At 66.8% G+C, this 20,033-nt stretch carries 21 protein-coding genes, 1 tRNA gene and 1 pseudogene; 13 read left to right on the forward strand and 10 right to left on the reverse strand.

The annotated features are described in order from the left end of the window. Nucleotides 1–18: 18 nt before the first annotated feature. Nucleotides 19–906, reverse strand: coding sequence for a LysR family transcriptional regulator (locus ACJEIK_RS17615; protein WP_406802416.1), 888 nt, complete (start codon nucleotides 904–906; stop codon nucleotides 19–21). A 70-nt stretch (nucleotides 907–976) separates the two neighbouring features. Between ACJEIK_RS17615 and ACJEIK_RS17620 the strand changes: the two genes are divergently transcribed. Next, a complete protein-coding gene (locus ACJEIK_RS17620) occupies nucleotides 977–2,116 on the forward strand; it encodes an FAD-dependent monooxygenase (RefSeq protein ID WP_406802415.1) in 1,140 nt (379 codons plus the stop codon). Here ACJEIK_RS17620 and ACJEIK_RS17625 read toward each other — a convergent pair. Together ACJEIK_RS17625 and ACJEIK_RS17630 are read right to left on the reverse strand one after the other, a co-directional pair. Next, nucleotides 2,111–3,329: pseudogene (locus ACJEIK_RS17625) on the reverse strand (FAD-dependent monooxygenase). The gene ACJEIK_RS17620 and the pseudogene ACJEIK_RS17625 sit on opposite strands and share 6 nt — an antisense overlap. Continuing rightward, nucleotides 3,326–3,892, reverse strand: a complete 567-nt coding sequence (locus ACJEIK_RS17630) for a TetR/AcrR family transcriptional regulator (RefSeq protein ID WP_406802414.1) — start codon at nucleotides 3,890–3,892, stop codon at nucleotides 3,326–3,328. Before ACJEIK_RS17630 ends, ACJEIK_RS17625 begins: the two are co-directional and overlap by 4 nt. 118 nt (nucleotides 3,893–4,010) lie before the next feature. Between ACJEIK_RS17630 and ACJEIK_RS17635 the strand changes: the two genes are divergently transcribed. From ACJEIK_RS17635 to ACJEIK_RS17675, 9 genes are all read left to right on the forward strand, one after another. Then, on the forward strand, nucleotides 4,011–4,451 hold the full coding sequence (locus ACJEIK_RS17635) for a Zn-ribbon domain-containing OB-fold protein (protein WP_406784329.1): 441 nt from the start codon (nucleotides 4,011–4,013) through the stop codon (nucleotides 4,449–4,451). Between the two features lie 35 nt (nucleotides 4,452–4,486). Continuing rightward, nucleotides 4,487–5,650: a lipid-transfer protein gene (locus ACJEIK_RS17640; protein ID WP_166428135.1), complete on the forward strand. Its 1,164-nt coding sequence runs from the start codon at nucleotides 4,487–4,489 to the stop codon at nucleotides 5,648–5,650. A gap of 78 nt (nucleotides 5,651–5,728) precedes the next feature. Continuing rightward, nucleotides 5,729–5,950, forward strand: coding sequence for a DUF167 domain-containing protein (locus tag ACJEIK_RS17645; RefSeq protein WP_406784328.1), 222 nt, complete (start codon nucleotides 5,729–5,731; stop codon nucleotides 5,948–5,950). A gap of 144 nt (nucleotides 5,951–6,094) precedes the next feature. Continuing rightward, the gene (locus ACJEIK_RS17650; RefSeq protein ID WP_406784314.1) at nucleotides 6,095–6,787 is read left to right on the forward strand and encodes a hypothetical protein; all 693 of its coding nucleotides are present in this window, start codon (nucleotides 6,095–6,097) and stop codon (nucleotides 6,785–6,787) included. Next, nucleotides 6,784–7,305: a hypothetical protein gene (locus ACJEIK_RS17655; RefSeq protein ID WP_406784313.1), complete on the forward strand. Its 522-nt coding sequence runs from the start codon at nucleotides 6,784–6,786 to the stop codon at nucleotides 7,303–7,305. Before ACJEIK_RS17650 ends, ACJEIK_RS17655 begins: the two co-directional genes overlap by 4 nt. Then, the gene (locus ACJEIK_RS17660; protein WP_406784312.1) at nucleotides 7,302–7,775 is read left to right on the forward strand and encodes a hypothetical protein; all 474 of its coding nucleotides are present in this window, start codon (nucleotides 7,302–7,304) and stop codon (nucleotides 7,773–7,775) included. The genes ACJEIK_RS17655 and ACJEIK_RS17660 overlap by 4 nt, the downstream gene beginning before the upstream one ends. Before the next feature lie 13 nt (nucleotides 7,776–7,788). Then, nucleotides 7,789–8,580 carry a hypothetical protein gene (locus ACJEIK_RS17665; RefSeq protein WP_406784311.1) on the forward strand — a complete coding sequence of 264 codons (792 nt, stop codon included), beginning with the start codon at nucleotides 7,789–7,791 and terminating at the stop codon, nucleotides 8,578–8,580. 101 nt (nucleotides 8,581–8,681) lie between these two features. Continuing rightward, nucleotides 8,682–10,034 (forward strand): hypothetical protein, encoded by a 1,353-nt coding sequence (locus ACJEIK_RS17670; protein ID WP_406784310.1) that lies wholly within the window; start codon nucleotides 8,682–8,684, stop codon nucleotides 10,032–10,034. 58 nt (nucleotides 10,035–10,092) lie between these two features. Beyond that, on the forward strand, nucleotides 10,093–10,602 hold the full coding sequence (locus tag ACJEIK_RS17675) for an O-acetyl-ADP-ribose deacetylase (RefSeq protein ID WP_406784309.1): 510 nt from the start codon (nucleotides 10,093–10,095) through the stop codon (nucleotides 10,600–10,602). 177 nt (nucleotides 10,603–10,779) lie between these two features. On the opposite strand, the gene ACJEIK_RS17680 is transcribed toward ACJEIK_RS17675, so the two are convergent. The 6 genes from ACJEIK_RS17680 to ACJEIK_RS17705 form a co-directional block, all read right to left on the reverse strand. After that, nucleotides 10,780–11,535 (reverse strand): ABC transporter ATP-binding protein, encoded by a 756-nt coding sequence (locus ACJEIK_RS17680; RefSeq protein WP_133427719.1) that lies wholly within the window; start codon nucleotides 11,533–11,535, stop codon nucleotides 10,780–10,782. Next, the gene (locus ACJEIK_RS17685; protein WP_061006305.1) at nucleotides 11,522–12,367 is read right to left on the reverse strand and encodes an ABC transporter ATP-binding protein; all 846 of its coding nucleotides are present in this window, start codon (nucleotides 12,365–12,367) and stop codon (nucleotides 11,522–11,524) included. Before ACJEIK_RS17685 ends, ACJEIK_RS17680 begins: the two co-directional genes overlap by 14 nt. Continuing rightward, entirely contained in the window at nucleotides 12,364–13,557 is a 1,194-nt protein-coding gene (locus tag ACJEIK_RS17690) for a branched-chain amino acid ABC transporter permease (protein ID WP_061006304.1), read from the reverse strand. Before ACJEIK_RS17690 ends, ACJEIK_RS17685 begins: the two co-directional genes overlap by 4 nt. Beyond that, complete coding sequence (locus ACJEIK_RS17695) at nucleotides 13,554–14,591, reverse strand: branched-chain amino acid ABC transporter permease (RefSeq protein ID WP_061006303.1); 1,038 nt, start codon at nucleotides 14,589–14,591, stop codon at nucleotides 13,554–13,556. Before ACJEIK_RS17695 ends, ACJEIK_RS17690 begins: the two co-directional genes overlap by 4 nt. Nucleotides 14,592–14,683: 92 nt before the next feature. Further along, on the reverse strand, nucleotides 14,684–15,898 hold the full coding sequence (locus ACJEIK_RS17700) for a branched-chain amino acid ABC transporter substrate-binding protein (protein WP_061006302.1): 1,215 nt from the start codon (nucleotides 15,896–15,898) through the stop codon (nucleotides 14,684–14,686). Nucleotides 15,899–16,106: 208 nt separating this feature from the next. Beyond that, nucleotides 16,107–16,739: an ANTAR domain-containing response regulator gene (locus ACJEIK_RS17705; protein ID WP_061006301.1), complete on the reverse strand. Its 633-nt coding sequence runs from the start codon at nucleotides 16,737–16,739 to the stop codon at nucleotides 16,107–16,109. A 107-nt stretch (nucleotides 16,740–16,846) separates the two neighbouring features. Here ACJEIK_RS17705 and ACJEIK_RS17710 point away from each other — a divergent pair. The 3 genes from ACJEIK_RS17710 to ACJEIK_RS17720 all read left to right on the forward strand — a co-directional run bounded on the left by ACJEIK_RS17710 (nucleotide 16,847) and on the right by ACJEIK_RS17720 (nucleotide 17,761). Beyond that, a tRNA-Leu gene (locus ACJEIK_RS17710) sits at nucleotides 16,847–16,923 on the forward strand. A gap of 23 nt (nucleotides 16,924–16,946) precedes the next feature. Continuing rightward, nucleotides 16,947–17,219 carry a hypothetical protein gene (locus ACJEIK_RS17715; RefSeq protein ID WP_064860627.1) on the forward strand — a complete coding sequence of 91 codons (273 nt, stop codon included), beginning with the start codon at nucleotides 16,947–16,949 and terminating at the stop codon, nucleotides 17,217–17,219. Nucleotides 17,220–17,221: 2 nt separating this feature from the next. Beyond that, nucleotides 17,222–17,761 carry a hypothetical protein gene (locus ACJEIK_RS17720; protein WP_409430050.1) on the forward strand — a complete coding sequence of 180 codons (540 nt, stop codon included), beginning with the start codon at nucleotides 17,222–17,224 and terminating at the stop codon, nucleotides 17,759–17,761. 64 nt (nucleotides 17,762–17,825) lie between these two features. On the opposite strand, the gene ACJEIK_RS17725 is transcribed toward ACJEIK_RS17720, so the two are convergent. Next, nucleotides 17,826–19,829 (reverse strand): cellulase family glycosylhydrolase, encoded by a 2,004-nt coding sequence (locus tag ACJEIK_RS17725; protein ID WP_409430051.1) that lies wholly within the window; start codon nucleotides 19,827–19,829, stop codon nucleotides 17,826–17,828. Nucleotides 19,830–20,033: the final 204 nt, after the last annotated feature.

The raw sequence follows: 20,033 nt of genomic DNA on the forward strand, positions 1-20,033 counted from the left end.
GGGCTCACGGCTCTAACTCTATTCAGCCCCACCGACAGCCAGTAACCGCCGCGCCATGTTCACCAACTCCCGGGCCGCCGGGCTCATCGGCCCACCGGCCCGCCACGCGAACACCAGCCGACCCCGCAGTGCCGGTGTCAGCTTGATCAAGTGCAGATCGGTACGCGACCGCACCATCGCTTGCGGCAACACGGCGACCCCCAGACCCCGCGCGGCGAGGTCGGCCAGCGCCTGCGGTGTGCTCGCCTCGAAGGCGACGTGCACGTCGACGCCGACGGCGGCGCATGCGCCGTCGAACTGGTGCCGGATGCCGGTGCCGACGGGCAGCGCGATGACGGCGCGGCCGGCCAGCTCCGCCAGCCGCAGGGCCCGCCGCGTGTGCCAAGGATCGTCGAGGGCGACGGCGGCCACGATCGGCTGGTCGGTCACGACGACGGCTGCGAGCCCCGACGGCAGCGCGGCGCCGACCGACACGATGGCGGCGTCCAGCTGCCCGGTGCGTATCCCCTCGATCAACGCGTCCGAATTGGCGGTGCCGAGGGTGATGTCGACGTGTGGATGGGCCTCATGGAACCGGGCCAGCAGGCTCGGCACGTCGACGTCATGCGCGGCGACCGTGCCGATGGTCACGGAGCCGCGCACGAGGTCGCTCAATTCGGCGACCGCGGTCCGCGCATCGGCCGCCGCCGCGAGGGCCGCCCGCGCGTGCGGCAGCACCGCCTCTCCCGCGGCCGTCAACCGAACCTCTCGCCGGGCGCGGTCGAACAGCGGCTCGCCCAATTCGCGCTCCAGCCGGGCGATCTGGGCGCTGACCGCGGGTTGCGCGACGTGGATGCGCTCGGCGGCGCGGGTGAAGTTGGCTTCCTCGGCGACGGCGACGAAGTACTCGAACTGCCGCAGTTCCATAAGCAATGATTATAGTTTGTGGACCAGATCGATATTGGACTTATGGTTTTGGCGCGCTGAGGCTGGAGACATGACACCAGTACTCATCGCCGGCGCCGGTATCGGCGGACTCACCACAGCCTTGACCCTGCAAACGCGCGGATTCGACGCACTCGTGCTGGAACGCGCAAATGACCTGCAGCCGTTGGGCGTTGGAATCAATCTGCTGCCGCACGCGGTCCGCGAACTCACCGAGCTCGGCCTCGGTGACGCGTTGACCGCCATGGCCGTGGCCCCGTCAGCGATCCGCTTCTACACCCGTCGCGGCGATCTGTTGTTCACCGAACCCCGCGGACTGGCTGCGGGCGACGCCCACCCGCAGCTGTCGGTGCACCGTGGGCGGTTGCAGATGATGCTGCTCGACGCGGTGCGGGAACGTCTCGGCGCCGACGCGGTCCGCACCGGCAGCGGCGTCACCGGATTCCGGCAGCGCGCCGACGGTGTCGTCGTGGACACCGCGGCCGGCCCGGTCGCGGGCTCGGCCCTCGTCGGCGCCGACGGCATCAACTCCGTCGTGCGCGCGGCGCTGCATCGCGGCCCCGATCCCTTGCTCTCGTCCGGTATCACCATGTACCGCGGGGCCAGTGACATCACGCCGTTCCTCGACGGGCATACCATGGCAATCGTCAAGGCCGACAACGGGGTTGACCTCATCACGTATCCCATCGGCGGCGGTCAGGTGAACTGGGTACTGCAGGTGCCCACCGGGCTGCCCGGCCCGGTGGACGGCGACGCCAGGTGGAACGCACCCGCGACCGCCGACGATGTCCTGCCGCACGTCGCCGACTGGGATCTCGACTGGCTCGACATGAGTGCGCTGATCGGCCACAGCCCGGCGCTGTTCAGTTACCCCATGGTCGACAAGGACCCGCTGCCACACTGGGGCGCGGGTCTGGTGACGCTGCTCGGCGACGCCGCGCACCCGATGTACCCCGTCGGGGCCAACGGTGCGTCGCAGTCGATCGTGGACGCGCGGGTGCTCGCCGACGAACTGGCGGCCCACGGCTTCGACGGGCTCCGGAGTTACGAGCAGGCCCGGCGCGCCGAGACCGCCGATGTCATCGCCGCCAACCGCGAGATGCACGTCGCGGGGGCATCGCGGGCGCCGGCGGATCTGGCGCGGGTCACCACCCGGTACCGGGCCGAGACCGCGACGAGCACCCGGTCATGACGGGCTGCCCGCCCGCACCGGATCGAAGCGACGCAGCTGTTCGCGGATCGCTTCCGGCTGATCGGTGATCGCCGCGATGTGGCCGTCGGGCCGAACCAAGACGTAGGAGCCGTCCGGCACGTCGTAGTCCGGCCCGGAGCTCAGGCGGGCTTGCGGAACGCCGAAATCGGCTGCAGCTCTCCCGAATTCGAGCACCGTCCAGTGCGGTCCACGGAAGACGTCGAACAGCTGGCGACCGTCGGGCAACAGGCCGTCGGGTGCGCGGTCGCCGGCCTGCGAGGTTGTAGGCGTCCTGCACGCCGGTGTTGACGCCCTGTCCCCCGGCCGGTGAATGCACGTGGGCCGCGTCGCCGGCCAGCAGCACCCGGCCCATCCGGAACTGTTGCGCCATCAACAGATTCACGCGGTACTCCGAAATCCACCGCAGGTCCGACAGCACCACATCAGTCCGGCCCGAGCGCTGTTCGAGCAGTTCCTGCATCGCGGCAAGCGTCAGCGCCGGCGGTTGCTCACCTGGCGCCATCGTCACCACAAGCTGAAAGTGCTCGCTGCCCGGCAGGTTCCACAGCGAGAACCGCTTGGCCTGGTCACCGTCACGCGTCAGCAGGTGACAGCACCTGCCGTCGAGCCCGGTCACCCGGACGTCGCCCACGATGATGCGTTCCTCGGTCAACGCACCGCCGAGAAAATCGACGCCGGACACCTTGCGCACCGTGCTACGACCGCCGTCGGCGCCCACGAGGTAGGCGGCACGGATCGGGCCGCGACCGGTCTGTACGGTCACACCCTCGTCGTTCTGCGCGAAACCTGTTACCTCGGTATCGAATTCGATGGTCCCACCGAGTTCGGCGAACCGTGCCGCCAGGATCTGGTCGGTCCGCCATTGCGGGATCAGCCACGTGAAGGGATACGGCACGGCCGGCGTGGCCGCCACTTCGGGCAGGCCCAGCAGCTCGTAGATCGGTTTGGTCCAGACCACCTCCGCGCCGCGGTACAGCCGCATGGGCGGAAACGTCTCACCGGCCGCCAGTACCGCACCGATGACACCCAGGTCGTCAAACACCTCGAGGGTGCGCGGTTGCAGTCCTTTGCCGCGCGAGCCGGGAAACAACGCCCGCGCCCGGTCCAGCACGCGAACCGGTACGCCGCGGCGCGCCAGCTCGATGGCGAGGGTCAGTCCGGTCGGCCCGGCGCCGGCGATCACCACGCTCATCGGGCACCGCCCAACAGGGGCAGCAGCACGTCGTCGATGAGCCGCGCACTGAAGGCGGCGTCGACGGGGCGGTCGAGGTGCATTTGCCGCAGGATCATCGCCTCGGCGACATCGTGGATCAGTTCGACGTCGGCGCAGGCGGCGATGTCGCCCCGCGCGATGGCGCGTTGCAGCGCGTCATGGAACGGCGACAGCTCCTCTTTGTCGAGGTGTTGGCGGATGGCCTCGGCGAGCTGTTCGTCGTGGCGCATGAGCGTCGCGAGTTCCGCCGTGACCCGGGTCAACGGGTCGGCGACATTCGCGGCGACGGCTTCCATCACGGCGAACAGGTCACTGCGCAGCGCCCCGGTATCGGGCATCGACGCGTTCCGGGCGGCGTCCGCGGCGTCGAGCGTGGCCCGGACGAGTTGCGCCTTGTTCGGCCAGCGGCGATAGATGGTCGCCTTGCTGGCACCCGCCCGCACCGCCACCGCGTCGGTGGTCAATGCCGCGTAACCCCGCTCGACGAGCAACTCGGCCGTCGCTGCGAGCACCGCCTGTTCCCGCGCCATCCCTCGAACCATGGCAGAAGTGTACGAAACCGTTTCGTACACTACAATGGGTTTTCCCGGCTGCCGGGATAAAACTGCAACACGTTTCAGTTTCGGGCCTATTGGCAGCTACGCTGAGCTCGTGCCAGGAGTGACGGAAGCCGGGAGTCAGCCGGCAATTGAAGGTTGGTGGGATACCGACGAAAACGGTGCGCCACACCTGATCGGGGCCAAGTGCCCGCAGTGCGGGACCTACGTTTTCCCGCCTCGCGCCAACAACTGCCCCAGCCCGGCGTGTGACAGCGACGTGCTCGAGCCCGTCGCGTTGTCGCGCCGCGGCACGGTGTGGAGCTACACCGAGAACCGCTATCCCCCGCCGGCGCCGTACCCGGCAGCCGACCCGTTCGAGCCGTTCGCCATCGCCGCTGTCCAGTTGGAGGCCGAGGGCCTCATCGTGCTGGGCAAGGTCGTCGAGGGCACACTCGCCGCGGATCTCAAGGTCGGCATGGAGATGGAACTGACCACCATGCCGCTGTACACCGATGCCGACGGTGTCGAGCGCACCACCTATGCCTGGGAGATTGCGAAGTGAGCACGCCTGAGCCTCTGTACATCCTCGGTGCGGGCATGCACCCGTGGGGCAAATGGGGCCGCGACTTCACCGAGTACGGCGTCGTCGCTGCCCGCGCCGCACTGGCCGAGGCCGGCCTCGACTGGCGTCAGATCCAGCTGGTCGCCGGTGCCGACACCATCCGCAACGGCTACCCCGGCTTCATCGCCGGGTCGACGTTCGCCCAGAAGCTGGGCTGGAACGGCGTGCCGGTGTCCTCGTCCTACGCCGCGTGCGCCAGCGGTTCGCAGGCTCTGCAGAGCGCCCGCGCCCACATCCTGGCCGGCTTCTGCGACGTCGCGCTGGTCATCGGCGCCGACACCACGCCCAAGGGTGCCTTCGCCCCGGTCGGCGGCGAGCGCAAGAACGACCCCGACTGGCAGCGCTTCCACCTGCTGGGCGCCATGAATCCGGTGTACTTCGCCCTGCTGGCCCGCCGCCGCATGGACCTGTACGGCGCCACCTCCGAAGACTTCGCCCAGATCAAGGTGAAGAACTCCAAGCACGGCCTGAACAACCCGAATGCCCGCTACCACAAGGAGGCTTCGGTCGAGGACGTGCTGGCCAGCCCGGTCGTCTCCGACCCGCTGCGGCAGCTGGACATCTGCGCCACCTCGGACGGCGCGGCCGCGCTGATCGTGGCCAGCGCCGACTTCGCACGCAAGCATCTCGGCTCGCTCGACGGTGTGCCGTCGGTGCGCGCGATCAGCACCGTCACCCCGCAGTACCCGCAGCACCTGCCCGAATTGCCGGACATCGCAACGGATTCCACCGCGGCCATCGCCGGACCGGAACGGGTGTTCAAGGACCAGATCCTCGATGCGGCGTACGCCGAGGCCGGCATCGGTCCCGACGACGTCAACCTCGCGGAGGTCTACGACCTGTCGACCGCGCTGGAGCTCGACTGGTACGAGCACCTGGGCCTGTGCGCCAAGGGTGAAGGCGAGCAGCTGCTGCGCTCGGGTGCCACCACCATCGGGGGTCGCGTGCCGGTCAACCCCTCGGGTGGTCTGGCATGCTTCGGTGAGGCCATCCCGGCCCAGGCCATCGCGCAGGTGTGTGAGCTGACCTGGCAGCTGAAGGGTCAGGCCACCGGCCGCCAGGTCGAAGGTGCCCGCGTGGGCGTGACCGCGAACCAGGGCCTGTTCGGGCACGGTTCGTCGGTGATCGTCGCGCGCTGACGTTTCCGAGCCGCTGAACGTGAAGAAGATCCCGGGGAATTTCCGATTCCCCGGGATTTTCTGCACGCTGGGGCGGTGATGATCTCGGTCCGGGTCAAGCCGGGCAGCCGCAAGGGGCCGTTGGTCGAGACCGACGACGACGGCACGCTGGTCGTCTACGTCCGCGAACCGGCGGTCGACGGCAAGGCAAACACCGCGGTGATCCGCGTGCTGGCCGAGCATTTCGAGGTGCCGAAGTCACGGGTCGAGTTGGTGTCCGGCGGCGCGGCCCGCATCAAGCGGTTTCGGATCGACGAGTAACTGCGTAGTCCCAGGACATCGAGTCGCCGATTACCGGTAGCCTGCTGACAGCAAGTCTGAGTGGGTCGGGCCACCGGACAGTGCGGGGCGCTTCAGCACGCCCTGACCGGGGAGGGTCGCAGTGGGAGCAGGGGTGGACGACAGATGAGTGACGCCCAGCCATCAGCGGATTTCCAGCAGCCGGTCGAGTTGGGCAGCATCGAGCAGGCCGACCGGACGTTGGTGCGGTTCCTCCCGGTGCTTGTGATGATGGCGGCCGGGGTATTGATTCTGGCTCTGCTGATCCTGGGGCTGTTGATGCCACACTCGCCGGCCATCTACTACCCGTTGAGCATGCTGGCGGCCGTCGCGGTACCGACCCTGATGTATCGGCAGAAGCGGCGGCAGCTGAACACCGAGTACCGGCAACACAAGCGCCTGACGCTCTCCCCTGCCGGTCTGCGTCGCGTCGACGGAGCCACGGTGGTCGACATCCCTTGGGGCGGCATCACCCGAATCGATTTGGAACCGGTCAGTTTCGCTGCACAGTCGAAGGGTCCGATCGTCTCGCCGGTAGCCGGCGTCGCCAATGCGGCCAAGGCCATCGCGCATTCGGTGCGCGCGTGGGGCATCCTCGGCGACGGCACGGTGGCGGCCGCACCGGGCGCGTCGCCGCGGGTGCTGAAGATGCACGATGACCGTAACGGGTCCCGGCTGGCCGCCGGCGAGGTTGCCCACACCCCCAACGCCCTGATCTTCCCGTCTGAGTTCGAACGCGACTGGATCGACGGCACCATCGGCGCCTGGCTTCGGCACTACCGCCCGGACATCGGGCTCGACGCATTCCGCAACCGATGAGCAGCGACGCAGAATTGCCTGGGTCGGCCGGCGCGAGCCGGGCCGGCCGTTGGGCGCTGTGGGCGGTGGCCGTGGTGGCGTTGATCGCGGCCATCGTGGTGGTGGCAGTGACGGTATGGCCGGCGCCGCGCGCTGGACTCACCCCGACACCCGCGCCGTCGGCCGACCAGCTGCACGCCCAGCAGGTGGTGACCGCGTGGCTTCAGGCCGCCGACAGTGGCGACGCGGCGAAGGTGCGGCAGCTGACGTGCGCCAACCCCACCGGCACCATCGCCCGGGACCTGCCGACGATCCTCGACCCAACCGGGTATCGGGTCGAGGCCCGCGACCACATCGACGGGTTCTTCCGGTATGCCAAGACCCGCGACGGCGCCCAGATCGACGTGATGTACCGGCAGATCGGGCTCTCCCCGACCGGACGACAGCACGCCGCGATCGGCGCCAACAACTTCTTCGGCGATACGTACGTGCTGGTGTACGAGGACGATGAGCTCAAGGTATGTGGGGCGATCTCATGACACCCCGACCGGCCGGGTACCGCTGGCCGCTGCTGACCGCGATCGTCGCGGTGGTAATGCTTTGTGCGGCAGTCGGATTCACACTGACCCACGAGCGGGTGACGGTGCGGCCCATCGCCGCGGCGGCGGCGATGCCGCGCGAGCAAGGTGAAGCCGTCGCTCAGAGCACCGTGCGGTTGTGGGCGCATCAGGTCGGCGACCGCCAGGGCGCGAACGTGCGTGCGCTGACGTGCGCGGCGTCCGGTCGGGACACCGACGCCGGTAAACGCCTGGCCCAGGTCGGAGCGCCCGGCTCGCCGATCGAGATTCTCGGGTTCGGCGACTTCACCGAGGACACCGCCTCCGGCTGGTCGATGTTGGTGTTCTTCTTCCGTCCGGGCGCCAGCGACAACGGCAAGGTGTTCCACTTCGCCGTCGAAGACGAGGAACTTCGCTTGTGCGACATCACCGACCCACCGTCGCTGGGTTGACAGGGCGGTAATGATGAAGGCGATCGAAGGCCCCGTCGACCGCGCGAAGGTTCACGCGCTCGCGGTGGACTGGGCAGATGATCCATCGTCGGTCGTGGAGGTGACCCACGACGAGTTCAACGATGATGAACTCAACGGCGGCTACGCATTTCGCTGCGACCGCGGGATGTTCATCTGCAACATCCATGGCGGCCGCACGTGGACGATCGATCCGGGAACTACCGCAGGCAGACGGGCGAAAATCGAGGAATTCTGGCGTCACACCCAGCACCAGCATCGACCACTTCGGCCGGAAGATGTCAGCGAGTGGCATCGCGCTGCCATCGCCGCCCTGGTGCGCGGCGCCGTGAGTGTCGGCGACTTACCCGAGTCGGAGCGTCTCGGCGTCGCCAATATCCCGAGAGCCGATACGGTGCTCATCCGATTGCGAAGGTGTACAAGCGAATCCACCGAGGCTGCGGCGCTGCGAAGTCTGGCTGCCGCGGACTGGCTGACTGCGATACCCGCGGAACACGAAGCGGCACATCCATGTCCGCTCTGCAAGCTTCCCGCGATCGGAACGTACCGGCAGTACACCAGCGTTTGCGACGACTGCTACGCCAAGACCGTCTGCACGGATGGCCGAATCGTCAGCGGCTACAACACGCGCTGGTCGGGCGGATTTGAGGCGGTGCACGCGGATGACCGCAGCGTCTGCGCACAAGTCACCCATGATGGCCTGGTCTCGGTCGACGGCCGGCCCTGCCACATGGGCGAAGCCAGGTTCGGCGGCGTATTTGTCGGAGTCGAAGGTTTGCGCTGCTAGCGCTGCCGACGCTGGTGTCGGCCGAATTGTCCATGTGGCAAGCAATTTTCACGTTCGCGGTGCAATACTCGAAATCACGAAACATCCAGAGGGGGGATGGTGTGAGAGGTCGTGCGGTCGTCGGGATTCTGGCGGCGTTGGTTCTCGCCGGTTGCGGCACTTCGGGAAACGGTTCCGGTCGCTCATCCGCGCCGACGGTGGGGACTCCGGCGGACCTGCTGGTCGCGATCCCCACCACGACGCCGAAACCGTCGTGGACGATCAAACTCGCCGAAGTGGTCCACGCCCCGGACCTGAAGCAGGGCATCCTGCCCGGCAGCGTCGAGGACCGGGCGTTCGCGCTGGCCTACCCCGCCCACCCGGACCCAGCCGGACCTGGCACCTCCTGGGTCTACTCGTTCACCCCCCGCACCGGCGCGATCCTGTTCAGTGGCGTCGAATTATCGGGCAGCGTGGCGGGCTGCTACATCAACGGCCCAGACCAGCTCACCTGCCTCGGCCGACAGAACGCCGCCGTGGCCGATTCACATCCGTGGGCGTGGGTGCTCGACAGCCACACCGGCAACGTGACCTACAACGGCCCCACCGACATCGTCAACGGCGACACGATGAGCGTGTACAAGGTCGGCCAATACCCGGTGGTCGCCGTACCCGGCACCGGCTGGTACGGCATCGGCTCCTCCGGGGAGAAGACCTGGTTCGTGCCCGGCAGCGGCAAGGCCAGCGACGACACCTTCTGGTCCCGCGACATCCCCCCGCAGCGGCTGGTGGTCGGTGACCGACCCGATGGAACCTACCTGGTGTACTCGGTCAGTGACGGCGCGGTCATCGTCGACAAACTGACCGCCCGGCCGTGGGTATACGACGGCGGTTACGCGGTACCGGGCCGCAGCGCCAGCGATCCCGAGGGCCGAATCACGTTCTACGACAACGCTGGAAAAGAACTGTCGCACTTCACCGTTGGCGCCGGTCGCGGCGCTTGGCAGGTCATCAGCCGCGGCGCGCTGCTGGTCGTCCAGTACGGCAACCCCAAGGCCCCGGACCAGATGCGGTGGCTGGTCTTCGACGCCACCGGCAAGAAGATCGCCGATCTGCCCTCGCAAGGCGAGCCAAGTAAGACCCGGACGATGATCATCGGCGACAAGATGTACGTCTCGGACACCGCCGGCATCGAGAACACCGCCAAAGAAAACCCGTGGAAGCAGATCGATCTGGCCACCGCCAGCATTCTGCGCACCTGCGCCGACCTGAACCTGCGCGGCTACGTCGCCTCCGACGGCAAAACCATCCTGTCAGGCACCATGGGCGAGGCCGGGCACATCACCGAAAACGCTGTCGACCCGTCCAGCTGCCAGACCCTGTGGTCGATGGACTCCAGAGACGGCGGCGTCGTCAAAGTCAACACCTCACTGGTGCAGTACTCGGACACCCAACTCAACGGTGTAACCGCCTGAAGGCACCATATTCGCGAATCCTCAACAATGCCGGTAGTCGCGGCAGGACAGTAGGGTCATGCCCCGCATCACCGCCGTCCTCGGCGACATCACGCAGCAGGATGTCGACGCGATCGTCAACGCCGCCAACAACGCGATGCGCGGTGGCGGCGGCGTGGACGGCGCCATTCACCGGGCCGGCGGGCCCGCGGTACTCCAGGACTGCATCGAGCGCTTCCCGCACGGCCTGGCGACCGGCGACGCCGGCTGGACCACCGCGGGCAATCTCCCGGCCCGGTGGGTGATCCACACCGTCGGGCCGAATTACCGCGCGGGCCAACGCGATCCGGAGTTGCTGCGGTCCTGCTACCGGCGTTCCCTCGATGTCGCCGACGAGCTGGGTACGCAGAGCGTGGCGTTCCCGTTGATCAGCGCGGGTATCTACGGCTGGCCGCTGGACGACGCGATCGCGATTGCGGTCGAGACAGTTGCTGCGAGCCCCGCTCAGGTGGCCGACGTCAGATTCGTGGCATTTAACGACAGCATTTTCGCGCGGATCAACGGACGGCTGGCGTCAGACTCGAGGTAGTCGTCCGGGCCCGGTGGTTGCGTTGACATTGCGCTGGCGCACCAAGACTCCGAGTAGCGAAGACCCTCAGCGCAGGGTCAACTCAAGTTCAGCGCCCAGAACCGTTGACCCCTACGTGACGGCGCACCTCACTCGAACAAATGCGCCCTGGATACAGAATCAAGGCGGGGCGGACATTCAGGCGACGCCGAGGTAGGCGGCTCGGATGCTGTCGTCCTTCAGCAGATCGCGGGCATTGCCGCTACGGGTGACGGCGCCGGTCTCCAGGATGTAGGCCCGATCGGACCGGCTCAGCGCCTGTTGCGCGTTCTGCTCGACCAACAGCACCGTGGTGCCCTGGCTGTTGATCTCGGAGATGATCCGGAAGATCTGCGAGATGACCATGGGCGCCAGCCCCATCGACGGTTCGTCGAGCAGCAGCACCTTGGGCCGGGCCATCAACGCGCGGCCGATCGCCAGCATCTGCTGCTCGCCACCGGACAGCGTGCCGCCGGCCTGCGTCCGCCGTTCGGCCAGCCGCGGGAACGTCGTCAGCACCCAGTCGAGCCGCTCGTCGTGGTCGTGCTTGGACTCGAATTTGCGTCCGTAACAGCCCATTTCCAGGTTCTCGACCACCGTCATGCCGGGGAAGACCCCGCGGCCCTCGGGGGCCTGGATGAGACCCTTCGTGACCCGTTGGTGCGCCTTGACCTTGGAGACGTCCTGACCGTCGAACCACACCGAACCCGACGTCAGTGGCCGCAGGCCGGAGATGGCCCGCATCATGGTGGTCTTGCCCGCACCGTTGGAGCCGAGCAGGGTGACGAGTTCGCCCTCCCGCACGACCAGCGAAACACCATGCAGCGCTTGAATTCTGCCGTAGTGGACGACGGCGTCGCGGACCTCCAGCAACACCGGCCGCGGGTCGAGGTCGACGGATTCAGAGCTCGTCATCGGGCACCCCCAGGTAAGCGGCGATGACCTTCGGGTCCTCGCGGATCTCGGCCGGCAGGCCTTCGGCGATCTTGCGACCGAACTCCAGCACCACGATCCGGTCGGTGACGCCCATGACCAGTCGCATGTCGTGTTCGATCAGCAGCACGGTGTAGCCGTCCTCCCGGATCGCGTGGATCAGTTCGATGAGTGCGGACTTCTCGCTCGGGTTGAAGCCGGCGGCGGGCTCGTCCAGACACAGCAGTTTCGGCTCGGTGGCCAGCGCCCGGGCGATCTCAAGCCGGCGCTGGTCGCCGTACGACAGGTTCCGCGCTTTTTCCTCGCCGCGGTGCGCGATCCCGACGAATTGCAGCAGCGCCGCGGCACGTTCGATGGCGTCGCGTTCCTCGCGGCGGTGCCGGGCGGTGCGCAGCAGTGCGCCCGGGACCGACGTCTTGTGCCGGGCGTCGGTGCCGACGACGACGTTCTCCAGCGCCGTCATCTCGCCCCACAGCCGGATGTTCTGGAAGGTGCGCGCGATGCCGCGCCGGGTGATCTCGTGGCGCTTGATCTTGCCGAGCGGCGCGCCGTCGAACATCACCGAGCCGGACGACGGCCGGTACACACCGGTGATCGCGTTGAAGCAGGTGGTCTTGCCGGCGCCGTTGGGGCCGATGAGACCGAGAATCTCGCCGCGCCGGATATCGAACGTCACCGCATCGAGCGCGGTGAGCCCGCCGAACTTGACCGTGAGATCGGTTGTGGCCAAGAGCTTCTCGCCCTCGGCGACCTGTACGTCACGGTGCAGGGCGGCCAGTTCCTCGTCTGGCGCGGGCTCGAAGATGTCGCTCATGCCGCCGCCTTCGATTCGTCGGCATTGCGCAACAACGCCCGCGCCGACTTGCCGTACGACAGCAGCTGCTGGCGCACCGGGAACAGACCCTGCGGCCGGAAGATCATCAGCACCACCAGAGCCAGGCCGAAGAACAGGTACTTTAGGTCGCCGAGATTGATGCCGAGCACATGCACCCCGAGCAGCCGGTTGGGCAGGTACACGATGATGAACGCACCGACGATCACGCCGAGTTTGTTGCCCTGCCCGCCGAGGACCACCGCGCACAGGAACAGCATCGAGTTGATGATGTTGAAGGTGGGCGGCGCGACATACTGCACCTGGCCGGCATACAGCGCGCCCGACAGACCGCCGATGCCCGCGCCGATGACGAACGCCCACAGCTTGAACTTGAAAGTGTTGACGCCCATGACTTCCGCGGCGTCCTCGTCCTCGCGGATGGCGACCCACGCCCGCCCGACGCGGCTGCGTTCCAGGTTGCCGACGAGCAACAGGATGCCGACCATGAGCGCCAGCCCCAGCCAGAACCACCACGTGCCGTAGTTGGCGGTGCCGGCGGAGTTGCCGCTGGAGAACACCCCCGTGGGCAGTTTGTCGGTCTCCCCCAGCCGCGGATAAGCGATCTGGTTGAGGCCGCGAGCGCCGTTGGTCAGGTCGGAGAGATTGTCGGCGAGGAGCCGGATGATCTCGCCGAATCCCAGCGTGACGATGGCGAGGTAGTCACCGCGTAGCCGCAGCGTCGGAATACCCAGCACCAGGCCGGCCATCGCGGTGACCGCCATGGCCAGCGGCACGCAGGCCAGCCAGGCCCAGTCCTTGTCGAGGAAGCCGTCGACGCCGACCTGGTTCCACGGGCTGTCCGGGCTGGTCAGCAGCGCGACGGTATAGGCACCGACGGCGTAGAACCCGACATAGCCGAGGTCGAGCAATCCGGCCTGCCCCACAACGACATTGAGGCCGATCGCGATGATCGCCACCATCGCGAACTGCGCCATGGTGCCGCCGAAGCTGATGCCGGGTGTGTTGAGGAACGACGGGGTGTGCAGCGGCAGGTACGCCACCAGAAGGAACACGAAGACACCGAAGACCCACTTCGCGGGCCTCGACTGCTGGTCCCACCACTGGCGGATCTGGTCACCGGGTGCCAGCAGGTACCGGGCGCGGCCCTCGTTTTGATGCTGCCCGCTCATGCGCGTGCCTTCCCGAGACTTTCACCGAGTATCCCGGTGGGACGGATCAACAGCACCAGCACGAGGAGGACGAAAGCCACCACGTCGCGCCATTGGGTGCCGAAGAACGCCTGGCCGTAGTTCTCCATGATGCCGAGGATCAAGCCACCGAGGAGCGCGCCCCGCAGGTTGCCGATGCCGCCGAGCACCGCGGCCGAGAATGCCTTGATTCCCAACAGGAATCCGCCCGAGTAGATGATGCCCTGCGGCACCTTCAGGGTGTAGAGCAGCGCGGCGGCGCCCGCGAGCAGGCCGCCGATGAGGAACGTCGTCATGATGATGCGCTCCCGGGACACGCCCATGAGGGTGGCGGTCGTCGGGTCCTGCGCGACGGCGCGGATGCCGCGGCCGAACTTGGTGCGGTTGAGCGCGATATCGGTGAGCAGTGCCAGCACGATGGCCGCCACCACGATGACGATGGTGACGTTCGAGATGTTCGCGCTGAACAGCGTGAACTGAGTCTTGGGTTGCACCAGGATGATCGGCTGCTGCGCGTTGCTGCCGCCGAAACCCTTGAGGATTTTCGGGAGCACGAAGTGCACGAATTCCTGCAGGACGAACGACATGCCGATGGCGGTGATCAGGAATGTCAGCCCGCGTGCATTGCGGCGGCGCAGCGGCCGGTAGGCCACCACCTCCAGGCCGACGGCCGCGGCGCCGGAGACCAGCATCGCGACCACCATGGCGACGCCCAGGTAGAAGATCGTCAACCCGACGCCCAGGTTGTAGGCATTTCCGCTGGGCTTGAAGCCGAGGATGACCTCCAGCGCGAAGTAGGCGCCGAACATGCCGAGCATGAAGATTTCCGAGTGCGCGAAGTTGATCAGTCGCAGGACGCCGAACACCAGGGTGTAGCCGACGGCGACGAGGGCATAGATGGCGCCCCACGACAAGCCGTCAATCGTCAACTGCCAGAACCCGTTCACCAGGTTGTCGACGTTGAAATTGATGTTGGCCGCGGTGCACACGTAGTGGCCGACGCAGTCGGATGTCATCGGGTGGCGGCTCCTCGGTATCGCGGTGGTGAGAGTCCAGGAACGACGACGCGCCCGGCACTGGGTCCGGACGCGTCGTCGCCTGCAGGTTCCTACTGGACCTTGTAGATCCAGATGAGGTTGGTGGTCAGCTCACCCTTGTTGTTCCACTGGTACTTGCGCGCCACGCCCTGGCCTTCGTACTTGGTCACGAAGTCCAGCAGTGCGGGCCGGGTGACGGCGCCCGAGTCGATGCCCTTGACCAGGATGGTGCCCAGGTCGTAGCCCTCGGTGCTGTAGGTGCCGGGCTCCTGGCCGAACTTCTTGGTGTACTCCTCGGCGAACTGCTTGCTCGCCGGGCCGCACGGGCAGGACAGGATGGCGCCCTTGGTCGCCTCGCCGCCCTGCTTGACGAACTCTGGGTCCTTCGTGCCGTCGGCGCTGGCGAACGTCGCGGTCACGCCGCCGTCCTTGAGCTGCTGAGCGAACGTCGCGGCCTCGGCGTAGTACCCGCTGTAGAAGATCGCGTCCGGCGCAGCACCCTTGATCTGGGTGACCGCGGCCGAGAAGTCCTTGTCGCCCTTCTTGACCGAGATGTTGCACGCCGAGTCCGCGACCGGTCCGAGCGTGGTGCGCACGGCGGTGGCCAGGCCCAGGCCGTAGTCGGTGCTGTCGTCGACGACGCACACCTTCTTGTACTTGAGGGTGTTCTTCAGGTAGTTCGCGACCGACGGGCCCTGCACACCGTCGTTGGCGAGGCCGCGGAAGAAGGTCTTCCAGCCGTTCTCGCTCAGCGTCACGTTGGTGGCCGAGGCGGTGGCCGCGACCAGGCCGGCCTGGTCGAAGACCGTGCCGGTGGCCTTGGTCTCGCCGGAGAAGGCGGGGCCCACCAGACCGATGGTGAACTTGTCGTCGACGATCTGCGGCGCGATGCCCGTCGCCTTCTGCGGGTCGCCCTCGGTGTCGAAGGTCTTGAGCGTCACCTGGCAGCCGGGGTTCGCCGCGTTGTGCTTGTCGATGGCGAGCTGCACGCCGTCCTTGATGTTGATGCCCAGTGCGGCATCGGGGCCGTTCAGCGCGCCGGCCATCGCGATGGACACCGGCGGGCACGTGGCCTTGCCGTCACCGGCGGGATCGGCCGGAGTGGCGCCGGCGGCACCCTTGACCTCGGCACCGTTCTCGTCGATCTGCACCTGTTCGACGATCTTGAGATTCGAGCCGGCCGCGCCGCTCTGCTTCGGATCAGACTGGCTGCATCCCGCCAGACCGAACACGATCAGACCGGCACTGCCGACTGCAAGAGCATTCCGAGCTACGCGACTGCGCACGCTTCACCTCCGGGTCATGGTTACGTGGCACCGGATGCGGCCTGCACTCTTCGCAGGTGGGGCCGACGTCCGCTGCTTCGCGTAGACAGTAACCAACAGGGCGCGGCTATACGCGCTGTTGAGCGATGCTGGCCGACGTTGTCTTCATCGGACCTGTGTAAACGCTGCGGCCGGAAACACAGAGTTAACGCCGGCGCGCCTGCGCGACTCAGCCCGCTGACGGTTCCGTCGCTTCTGCGGCCGGCGGATCCAGCGTCTCGACGACGACCTCGGCGACCCGTTTCATCGTGGTGCGACGGTCCATCGCCGCCCGCTGAATCCACTTGAACGCCTCGGGTTCGGTCATGCCCTGCTTGGTCTGCAGGATGCCCTTGGCGCGCTCGACGAGCTTGCGCGTCTCCAGCCGGTCGGACAGCGAGAGGACTTCCTTCTCCAGCGCCGTCAGCTCGCCGAAGCGGCTGACCGCGACCTCGATGGCCGGCACCAGGTCGGTGATGGAGAACGGCTTGACCAGATAGGCCATGGCACCCGCGTCACGTGCCCGTTCGACCAGCTCACGCTGGGAAAACGCGGTCAGGATCACGATGGGCGCGATGCGCTTGGCGGCGATCTCGGAAGCGGCATCGATGCCGTCACGGCGCGGCATCTTCACATCCATGATCACCAGGTCAGGCTTCAACTGCTCGGCGAGTTCGACGGCCTCCTGGCCGTCGCCGGCCTCGCCGACGATCTCGTAGCCCTCCTCGCGGAGCATCTCCGCCAGGTCCAGCCGGATGAGCGCCTCATCCTCGGCCACGAGAACACGGCGCGGTGCGACGACATCAGATGTTGACCCGGTCATCCCCATATTGTCGCGTGAGCCGTCCAAAGAGGCGACCTCGGGGCGCGACGGGCCCCCAGAATCACATCAACTATGGTGGTACACCGCCACCCAACAACCGGTGCGACGCCCTCGTATCCCAACTGGCAGAGGAAACGGATTCAAAACCCGTGCAGTGTGAGTTCGAATCTCACCGAGGGCACCAAAGCTCGCCGCTAAACTGCAGGCATGGGGGCACTGCGAGTCACTGCGGATGGACTGTTCGCCGTTGCCGGCCAACTCGAGCAGCATGCCCAAGAGCTGTCGGCACACACCATCAGCGGCGTGCTGCTGCCCGCCGGCCAGTCCACCGCGGAAGTCGTCGCCGACATCCAGTCGCGCGTTGATGCCGCGTCCGCCGCACACGCCGAACGGATCTGGTCGGTTGCCTCCACGCTGACGGCCGCCGGACGCGCTTATACCGACTCCGACAGCGCCGCCTCGGCAGCACTGGCGGAATAGTCATGATGGCCGAATTGGAATTGCCGACGCTGGCGCAGATCACCGATTGGGATGTGCAACACCTGGTCGACGCTGCCGCGCAATGGAACAAGACCGCCGACCTGTGGGAGAACTCGTTCCACGAGGTCTGGCAGGGCACCCTGCGCCCCGGCGGCACCACGTGGGAAGGCAGCGCAGCGGAGAACGCGCAGGACATCGCCTGGCGTGATCTGGTCAAGGTCCGCGGATCGGCCGACGCGCTGCGGGCCGCCGCCAGTATCGCGCACACGGGCGCAGCGTCGCTCTCTGATGTCAAGCGTCTGGCGCTCAATGCAATTGATGAAGCACGCACCAACGAGTTCACCGTCGCCGAAGACCTGTCGGTGACCGAGGTCAGGTACCGGTTCGTGGCCCGCGAACGCGAGTCACGCGAGTCGATGGCCGACGACCACTCCGCCGACATCCGGCACTTCGCCGCGAATCTCGTTGCGCTGGACCAGGATATCGCACACCGCCTCCGGGCGACGATGTCCGGGATCGGCGCCCCGATCTACTCGGTCTGAGCCGCAGAAACTGCGCGGCCTCCCCGGCGCATGACACGCCAGGGAGGCCTCGCTCAGACCCGGGCTAGGCGCCCTGGTGCTGCTGCGACTTGCCGTCCGTCGCCGAGGTCTTGCCACCGGTGTCGCCGTTGGACCGCCCCGTCGGCTTCGACGGCTCGCTTGCAGCAGGGGCCGGCTTCTTCGTCTTGCCCGGCTTCTTACCCGGCTTGCCCTTGACGCCCGTCTTGTCACCGGCCGTACCCTGGGTCGACTTATCCTGGCCCGCACCGTCTTTGGCCGGCTTCTTGGACTCGTTCGCGGCCTTCGGCTCCGTCGATGCAGGCGAATCGGTCTGCGGCGTCTCCGCCTTGGGCTGCTCGGCCTTCGGGGTTTCGGCCTTCGGCTCTTCCGCCTTGGGAGTTTCCGCCTTGGGCTCTTCCGCCGGGGTCTCGGCCTTCGGCGTCTCCGCCTTGGGCTGCTCGGCCTTCGGGGTTTCCGCCTTCGGCTCTTCCTCCTTGGGGGTCTCGGCCTTCGGATCCTCGGTCTTGGGAGTTTCGGCCTTGGGATCGTCGACCTTGGTCTCCACGGTCTTCGGATCGACCGCGCCGGCGGCTTCGTGCTCAGCGGCGTCGACGACCTTGACGTCACCCGATTCCGACTTGTCGCCGGCCTTCACGTGGTCGGCAGCGTCCTTCGTACCGCCCACCTGAGACTTCAGCTCCGTCGCGGCCCGGTTGGCCTCCGAAAGCGTGTCCGCGCTGATCGACGCGGCGGCAGGCGCCAGGCTCGCTGTGGTAGTCGGTTGCGCCGCAGCGGGTTTGAAGATGCCCGACAGCAGGCTCTGGAACGCCTTGACGGCGTTGGAGAACGCGGTCTGCAGTGACGCGGTGAACGATGTGAACGCCTTCTGGAACTGCGCCACCGCCTTCTGGATCAATTCGGCCAGGGCCACGATCGGCGAGACGATGACGGGTGGCAGACCGATGGCGTCCGAGATCACCTTCACCGCCAGCTTCGCCGTCCAGTCGGCCTGGAAGATGCCGTAGCCGGTGTCCGTGCCGGGCACGCCGTCGCGCGTGGTGTAGATGAACATCGGGCCGGTGTAGGTCAGCGCCCGCCACGCAGTGATGAAGTCCTGGATGAAGTCGGCCTGCAACTGGTTGCTCGTGGGGTCGACGACGCCGAGTTGATCCAGCACGGTCTGGAAGCCGTACTCGGTGGCCCAGATCAGCTTCTCGCCGTCACCGTTCTGCACCATGATCGCCCGCATCTGCTGCAGCTGGTACAGCGGCGCGAATGGGTTCAAGGAGCCCTGCGAGAACTTCAGTACTTGGTTGAACTCGTACGGATGGAACGAGATGGCGTCGAAAAAGCCTTTCGCGCCGGCGGCATACATCGCGGCCAGGAAAGTCTGCGGAGACGAGGTGAGACCGAAGAAGTCCTGAATCGGAGCCAGTGCGCCCGCGATGACCGTGGCCGTCGGGTCCACGCCTCCGGTCCCGTCGACACCTTTCAGCGTGGTGTAGACGGCCTTTAGGATGGCGGTGTACTTCGCGGCATCCATCGGCTGGAAGAACGTGAAACTGTTGGGCTCGTTCCAGACTTCGTACGCGGAGATGACGTCGCCGTAGCGCGTGGCCACCTGTTTCACGAAGTCCGCGTAGACCGCGGGATCGGGTGCGCCCGCACCCGGGGTGGTCCCGCTGGGCGCCGCCCACAGGGGCGTGTGGCTGATGACCGCCAGCACGCCCATGTTGTGCGCTTTGGCCGCTTCCATCACGTTGTTCATCAGCGTCCAGTTGGCGTCATTCGCCAGATCATTCGGGCCCGTCATCTTGATCAACGCCCACGGGACGAAGACCCGGATGTTCTGCACCCCGATGGACTGCAGCTGGGTCAGGGTCTTGTCGATCTCCGCCGGAGACAGTCCGTAAAGGCTCGAGTCGGCGATGCCGATTGTCGAATGTGTGTCATCGATCTCGGCGGTGGGGATGACGTCGACCGCGAGCGACCGGGGCGGCGCCGGGGTGACGTGACTGTAGGTGCAGATGACTGCCAACGGCATCAATACGACAACGACTCTCAGCATGAGAGCACGGACCAGACGGTTCACCGCAGTCCCCTTTCCGCCCTGGTCGTCGCCACTCAGCGACGACGCGTGGCAGTTAATTTACTGCTCCGACAACAATTAAAGGAGCGCAAATCCGAAATCTGATCGAAATAGTCCGATCATGCGTTTCAGGCAAATATAGAGGTGTCCTAAATACTTCTGGTATGTACGTATGTAGCTAAT

This window comes from Mycobacterium sp. SMC-16, from assembly GCF_046250085.1.
GTDB lineage: Bacteria > Actinomycetota > Actinomycetes > Mycobacteriales > Mycobacteriaceae > Mycobacterium > Mycobacterium phocaicum.

What these genes read in the sequence shown, in the direction of transcription:
- ACJEIK_RS17645 (WP_406784328.1), top strand. Translation starts at nt 5,729, where the DNA reads ATGATCTCGGTCCGGGTCAAGCCGGGCAGCCGCAAGGGGCCGTTGGTC.
- ACJEIK_RS17695 (WP_061006303.1), bottom strand. Translation starts at nt 14,591, where the DNA reads ATGACATCCGACTGCGTCGGCCACTACGTGTGCACCGCGGCCAACATC.
- ACJEIK_RS17650 (WP_406784314.1), top strand. Translation starts at nt 6,095, where the DNA reads ATGAGTGACGCCCAGCCATCAGCGGATTTCCAGCAGCCGGTCGAGTTG.
- ACJEIK_RS17660 (WP_406784312.1), top strand. Translation starts at nt 7,302, where the DNA reads ATGACACCCCGACCGGCCGGGTACCGCTGGCCGCTGCTGACCGCGATC.
- ACJEIK_RS17655 (WP_406784313.1), top strand. Translation starts at nt 6,784, where the DNA reads ATGAGCAGCGACGCAGAATTGCCTGGGTCGGCCGGCGCGAGCCGGGCC.
- ACJEIK_RS17620 (WP_406802415.1), top strand. Translation starts at nt 977, where the DNA reads ATGACACCAGTACTCATCGCCGGCGCCGGTATCGGCGGACTCACCACA.
- ACJEIK_RS17725 (WP_409430051.1), bottom strand. Translation starts at nt 19,829, where the DNA reads ATGCTGAGAGTCGTTGTCGTATTGATGCCGTTGGCAGTCATCTGCACC.
- ACJEIK_RS17630 (WP_406802414.1), bottom strand. Translation starts at nt 3,892, where the DNA reads ATGGTTCGAGGGATGGCGCGGGAACAGGCGGTGCTCGCAGCGACGGCC.
- ACJEIK_RS17615 (WP_406802416.1), bottom strand. Translation starts at nt 906, where the DNA reads ATGGAACTGCGGCAGTTCGAGTACTTCGTCGCCGTCGCCGAGGAAGCC.
- ACJEIK_RS17685 (WP_061006305.1), bottom strand. Translation starts at nt 12,367, where the DNA reads ATGAGCGACATCTTCGAGCCCGCGCCAGACGAGGAACTGGCCGCCCTG.
- ACJEIK_RS17715 (WP_064860627.1), top strand. Translation starts at nt 16,947, where the DNA reads ATGGGGGCACTGCGAGTCACTGCGGATGGACTGTTCGCCGTTGCCGGC.
- ACJEIK_RS17680 (WP_133427719.1), bottom strand. Translation starts at nt 11,535, where the DNA reads ATGACGAGCTCTGAATCCGTCGACCTCGACCCGCGGCCGGTGTTGCTG.
- ACJEIK_RS17665 (WP_406784311.1), top strand. Translation starts at nt 7,789, where the DNA reads ATGAAGGCGATCGAAGGCCCCGTCGACCGCGCGAAGGTTCACGCGCTC.
- ACJEIK_RS17640 (WP_166428135.1), top strand. Translation starts at nt 4,487, where the DNA reads ATGCACCCGTGGGGCAAATGGGGCCGCGACTTCACCGAGTACGGCGTC.
- ACJEIK_RS17705 (WP_061006301.1), bottom strand. Translation starts at nt 16,739, where the DNA reads ATGACCGGGTCAACATCTGATGTCGTCGCACCGCGCCGTGTTCTCGTG.
- ACJEIK_RS17690 (WP_061006304.1), bottom strand. Translation starts at nt 13,557, where the DNA reads ATGAGCGGGCAGCATCAAAACGAGGGCCGCGCCCGGTACCTGCTGGCA.
- ACJEIK_RS17675 (WP_406784309.1), top strand. Translation starts at nt 10,093, where the DNA reads ATGCCCCGCATCACCGCCGTCCTCGGCGACATCACGCAGCAGGATGTC.
- ACJEIK_RS17720 (WP_409430050.1), top strand. Translation starts at nt 17,222, where the DNA reads ATGATGGCCGAATTGGAATTGCCGACGCTGGCGCAGATCACCGATTGG.